Source organism: Ruminococcus sp. AM31-15AC (assembly GCF_003462045.1).
Taxonomy (GTDB): Bacteria; Bacillota; Clostridia; order Oscillospirales; family Ruminococcaceae; genus Hominimerdicola; species Hominimerdicola aceti.
The window spans coordinates 1-5,485 of the sequence record NZ_QTYG01000083.1; the positions used below are offsets into that span (position 1 = coordinate 1).

7 protein-coding genes are annotated in these 5,485 nt (G+C 36.9%); all 7 read right to left on the minus strand.

Going from position 1 to position 5,485, the window contains the following annotated elements; genetic code table 11:
• Nucleotides 1-349: 349 nt before the first annotated feature.
• Entirely contained in the window at nt 350-1,015 is a 666-nt protein-coding gene (locus DW793_RS13575; protein ID WP_117856692.1) for an ABC transporter ATP-binding protein, read from the minus strand.
• A complete protein-coding gene (locus tag DW793_RS13580) occupies nt 1,012-2,130 on the minus strand; it encodes a hypothetical protein (RefSeq protein WP_147338421.1) in 1,119 nt (372 codons plus the stop codon). The genes DW793_RS13575 and DW793_RS13580 overlap by 4 nt, the downstream gene beginning before the upstream one ends.
• Before the next feature lie 95 nt (nt 2,131-2,225).
• On the minus strand, nt 2,226-3,341 hold the full coding sequence (locus DW793_RS13585; RefSeq protein ID WP_147342219.1) for an ABC transporter permease: 1,116 nt from the start codon (nt 3,339-3,341) through the stop codon (nt 2,226-2,228).
• A gap of 106 nt (nt 3,342-3,447) precedes the next feature.
• Entirely contained in the window at nt 3,448-3,816 is a 369-nt protein-coding gene (locus DW793_RS13590; RefSeq protein ID WP_118158465.1) for a hypothetical protein, read from the minus strand.
• A gap of 222 nt (nt 3,817-4,038) precedes the next feature.
• Entirely contained in the window at nt 4,039-4,464 is a 426-nt protein-coding gene (locus DW793_RS13595) for a hypothetical protein (RefSeq protein WP_118158466.1), read from the minus strand.
• Nucleotides 4,465-4,552: 88 nt separating this feature from the next.
• The gene (locus DW793_RS13600; RefSeq protein WP_118158467.1) at nt 4,553-5,230 is read right to left on the minus strand and encodes a DUF4367 domain-containing protein; all 678 of its coding nucleotides are present in this window, start codon (nt 5,228-5,230) and stop codon (nt 4,553-4,555) included.
• A complete protein-coding gene (locus tag DW793_RS16040; protein WP_390624692.1) occupies nt 5,227-5,370 on the minus strand; it encodes a hypothetical protein in 144 nt (47 codons plus the stop codon). The genes DW793_RS13600 and DW793_RS16040 overlap by 4 nt, the downstream gene beginning before the upstream one ends.
• Nucleotides 5,371-5,485 lie beyond the last annotated feature (115 nt).

Consider the following 5,485-nt stretch of genomic DNA (forward strand, 5'->3'; position numbering starts at 1 on the left):
GAAAAAGCATCCACGGTTTTCACCTTAAAATTTCCGGTTAAAAAGCATGAAAAAAGCCCGTATTTACGGGCTTTTCGGCTGGTGCATCTTTTTTGTTCCACCAATATGGTGCGGATGACGGGACTTGAACCCACATGACCTTGCGATCACTAGCACCTGAGGGTGGGGTAACGTTAGTGGAAGAATACTTTTAAATCTAAGTTATATCTACTAACTCTTTATTTTCGTTAAAATCAGCAAATTCCACTTTTGAAAACAGTCACAAGCGGGTGCTTACGACTGTTTTTCATAGGGTCTATGACGTATTTGTGCAAATATAAATTAAAATGGCATTTCACGTTTTGAAAATTCATTTCACAACATGCCCATCCGAAATCTCAATAACCCTATCGCACTGCTCCGCAATGTTCATATCATGGGTTACGATTATTATCGTTTTTCCCTCGTGATTGAGCGACTTGAAAAGCTCCATTATCTCGGCAGAAGTCTTTGTATCCAAAGCCCCAGTCGGCTCGTCAGCAAGTATCACGCTCGGCTCGTTTACAATAGCACGCGCAATCGCCACACGCTGTTTCTGACCGCCGGAAAGTTTATTACAAGGCTTTTTCGCAAGTTCCTCAATTCCGACAGATTCAAGTGCGGCAAGCGCTTTTTCCTTTTTATTCTTGATTTTTGGTTTTGCAAAATTCAGCGGTATCATCACGTTTTCCAGTGCAGTAAAATCCTCGACAAGAGAAAAATCCTGCATTACCATACCGATTTTCTCGTTTCGTATTTTTGCATACTGCCGCTCGGAAAGATTCTTGACAAGCTCCCCGTCAAGGGTATACTCGCCGTCCTGATAGTCGTCAATACAGGCAAGGATATGCAAAAGCGTTGACTTTCCAGCACCGGATTTGCCGATTATTGCTGCCATTTCACCGTCCTGAATCTCGCAGGAAACGCCGTGCAGAGCTTCAAACTCGTTGGACTTTTTAGGGTTATATATCTTTGTTATGTTGTTAAGCTTAATCATAATTCCATCTCCCGCAACATATCTTTTATCTTCTTTTTCCCGATTATTAATATAGGCATAATCGATGAAACTATAATTGTAATTATCAGCCATGCTGCACATGAACAAAACTCATTTGTACCAAAAGCAACAATTGATCCGTTAAGCTTTCCACTGATCTTTAAAATATTGAAAAACAAATAAGCAAGAAAACATGAGAAGATACAGCAGCATAATACATTACACATCTGTATTAAAACACAGCCTGCCCTTGTTCCGCCGGAAATGCTGTATATGCCGTAATTTTTCAGCTGCCTGTTTGTACTTATAGCACTCATACTCAAAATGCTTGTAAAAATGAGTATGCTTATGCCGATTATAAGCGGTAATATCATCACCCTTTGCTCGTTTATCTGTTTTAAGCTTGTCTCGTTTATTTTTGATAATTTTATCCCTTTTATATCAAAATCAGCGCCTAACTGAGTGGTGAAATTTTCATATTCCTCATCGCTACGACCCTCTTTGAATTTAATAAGCGACATTCCGGGACAACCGCCTAGCTTTTGATTTTTTTCAGTAAGCAGGAGAATTTCATTTTTATGCTGCGCACTATAATAATTTGGATACAAAGATGAAGCGTCTGAAACTTCGGACATCAATGTATAGGCGTTAAAAACTTTAGCTCCATCGCAAAGCATTCCTACTATTTTAAAATTTAATTCCTTCTCACAATCTGACTGCGGATTGAAAACCACAGTTATCACATCGCCGACCTCATATTCATCACTATAGGATATTACTGCGTTAATTATGCCGTCTTCGCTGTCACATTCGCTTAACCATTTACCCTTTTCAAGGATTGGTATGTAATCATTGATGAATTTGTCATCATAGCTGTTGATATAAACGTACCTGATGTCATTTTTATAAAAGGCATTGCTATTGTTATAAAGTCCGCCAACTGAATTGAAGGAGTAAACCTCGTCAACATATTCAAAACCGCTTATCTCTTCAAGCAGAGGATAATTCGGTATGTCGATACTGCAAATTCCTTCTCCGTCTATATGTTCCTTTATCGGTGAATAAAACTTTGAGATATAGTTTATTGAGGACACACAGTAAACTATCAGTATCAAAGCTGCGGAAATTTGTAGGATTATAAAAATATTAAAAAATATATTACGTTCAAATTCCTTGATACCATATCTGATATATGATGCGCGCACCGTTTTCACCTCCGTGATTTCAGCATTTGCACTGGCGAACGCGAAATGCTGAAATAAATCATTATGTTTTGAGAAACGAAGGTCACAGCTATGTAGATCGCTGCAAGTAAAATATAGTTTTTCACTGAATATGCAAGAGTGACATACGGCAAAATACCGGCTAGTCCGGGAAGTATAAGAAAATTAAAACAAGATATACATAGCAGAATATTGATCGCACTATATATCATCATCTCGCTGACCATGATTCCTTTGAGCCTGTTTTTAGAACACCCATTGATCCTGAATATAGCCATAGTCTTTCGTCTAAGATCAATCACATATTTAAACAATGCCGTGATATTGACAGAAGATATGATCGCAATAACAACGCAGATCGTCATTTTTGTCTGAAAGGTTTTCAGCACCTCGGCATCATAAACCGGCATATCCGAAATTTCCTCATCGCTTATTCTGTCACCAAAGCACTTTTTGAAAATGTTAACAGCGCTGTTATATTCATTCTGATACAGAATCTGTTGTATTTTCACCTGCGGAAAAGTCGTAACTTCGGCATCTGATGAAAAAACCGTATACGGTATAAAATATCTGTCTCCCCGGGTTTTGGTGAATCCGATCACTTCAAAGGTTCCTTCAGGAAGATCGACAAATATTTTGCCGTCTTTATCATATGCCTGATAGCTGTAATCTTCAGGAGAAAGGTCGTCGTCATATCCGATCTCGCTGTCTATCTCTTTGTAACATTCGATCGGGGCTATACATACCTTAGCAGCTTTGTCATAATCTGTTTTACTGAAAGAGCTACCACTGTACCACATTCCGTTAGTTTTCAGATTTTTTTTAATATCATACATTTCCCAGCCGTCATTATATGACAGGCAGACGTAATATCCGCCGCAGTCAAAATCTATGTACCCTATTTTATTCCCAAGCGCTGACCCCATCTCGTTAAGAAAAGTCAAAACCGATTCATTTGAAATTGGATTTTCTTCATCAATGTCGCTTTCAAAATCAAAGCTAATCCAATTCTTTTCTTCATCAATAGGCTCATCTGAAGCAATGTCCTTTATCTGCTGTGAATAATTCTGATATATCCCAAATGAAAAAATAATAAGCATCAAGCTTGTGATCTCACAGACCACAAACACAGCAAAGATAACCTTGCTGTGTCTGATAAACTGTGCAATGTTTTTCTTGTAAAAAACATATGCCCCGACCTTTCATGATTTATCCTACGTTTTTGCTGATTGTGGCAACTTTATTTGTACGTGAGGAATCACGATACACAATTACAGTATGTTTATAATTGTTTCCGCCTGAGCTTCTGTAATTTGAACAACCCTTGATGCCGATCGATCCTTTTGTACTGAGTGTTTTATATTCAGATGCTCCATCCAAATATCCGCCGTTAGAATAGTAAACATCAACACTGATTTTAGAATATTCTGTCAGCGATTGCTTATTCGTTGCCCTTGTTTGAACAAAATTGCCAGCTTCATAGTAATCCATTTTTGCATATGAATTACCATCGTATGTATAATTATAATTTGATTCATAGGTTTTATCGAATGCACCTACAATTGCAGTCGTCGCCATCGTGCTAACAGCAATAATAGAAGCAATACCAATTGTAATAGTTTTTTTTCATATTCATAAAAATATCCTCCTCAACATTATAGCATAGAAATAATATAACATCAATGCCCTTTTCCGTATTTATCCATTTTTCGTGTGTGTGCACAAATCAGAATGTGCGCTTTTGAATAGTATTTCATTTCTGCATTGGAATCACCAAGCCTTTCTTCTTATATTGTATTTTCAGCATGACACTGTGCTACTATAAATCGTAATGGTCTCATAATCAGAACCGTTATAGACCTTTGCGATTGTTTTAAGACGGTATGTACCGCTGCTTAACGATGATTTAGACGTGGTATATATCGCTGTATATGTGTTGAATGTTTTAGTCCAGCTTGTAACATCTATCCACCATTTTCCGCTCTGCTTTTCTAGTGTATGTGAAACCACCACCTTAGTTATATTATCTGAAGAGCCTAGTATTGTACTTCTGCACGAAGCAGTCTTATTTGAAATAGTCATACTGTTATAAACTTTAGAAGCGTATTTATAGTATTCCGTAAATTCACCTTCGACAGGAGTACTTAACTGAGGTTCAGCGCAAACAGATATGCCGCCTCCACACACCATAACGGAAGAAACAAGTAACGCTAATAACTTTTTCATCTATTATTCTCCTTTCATAAAAAATAGAGTAGAAAGATCAAATTGATCTCTCTACCCTATATAACAATAAAAAAACAAATTAGTAAGACTATTTTTGTAACTTTGTAGACTTGCATAAATCTATAACAGTTTCTTTGTCGAGATCGCTGAATATTCCTAATATATACCTGCCATTATCCCAAATGCACGTTACATCGGTATCAGATTCAAAAAGCAAATATTCCTGACCATCGATCTCGATCTTCGTAAAACTCGTTCGCTCATTATCAATATATTCCTTATGATTTCGTTTGACATTCTGGTCAAAGAAAATACTTTTTTTGCCGTTGGAATACAAAATAGAAACGCTATCATCTGTTTCAATATATTGAGTCTGTTCAAACCCGGCGGGCAACTTTGAAATATAATATTTCTCTTCAATGGAAGTTGGATAACCATCGTCCGTACCACTTTCGGTTGCTATGACGCTATGATCTGCAAAATTCTCCATTACAAAATCATATACTGCACCACGAACCGCATCGACACTTAACGCAGAGGCAGAAAGTACGACCGTTGCAACAATAACACACGCAGCTCTGCGAGTTGCCGTACTTATAAGCTTAAAATATGGTCTGCTTTGCCGTTTAATAAGCTTCTTCATTTTCTTATTATGCTTATCACTGAATTCGTGTTCATCATTTAATAAGATTGCTTCCATATCGGCATTATATTCTTCGTCAAATACATCTTTTAAAGCTTGTATAAACAATGTGTTTTCGTTCATATTTCTCCCTCCTTTAAAATTATCTTTTTCAGATTATTCTTTGCCGTCCAATATCGCTGCTTGGCTGCTGCATAACTGATTTCAAATGAATCTGCAATTTCTTTATAGTCCATTCCCTGGACACATACAAGATAGAGTATATCTCTATCAGTTTATTTAATTTCCTTATGAAATCAGACCATTTATCCTTATCAAAATTCCGAATATTTATCGTCGTTAAAATAAATATCATCTTCGTATGGCAAATTCAATGTA

Bases quoted from the DNA above. Each gene is read 5' to 3' on its own strand.
- DW793_RS13595 (WP_118158466.1), bottom strand. From the start codon at position 4,464: ATGAAAAAGTTATTAGCGTTACTTGTTTCTTCCGTTATGGTGTGTGGA.
- DW793_RS13590 (WP_118158465.1), bottom strand. From the start codon at position 3,816: ATGGCGACGACTGCAATTGTAGGTGCATTCGATAAAACCTATGAATCA.
- DW793_RS13600 (WP_118158467.1), bottom strand. From the start codon at position 5,230: ATGAACGAAAACACATTGTTTATACAAGCTTTAAAAGATGTATTTGAC.
- DW793_RS13575 (WP_117856692.1), bottom strand. From the start codon at position 1,015: ATGATTAAGCTTAACAACATAACAAAGATATATAACCCTAAAAAGTCC.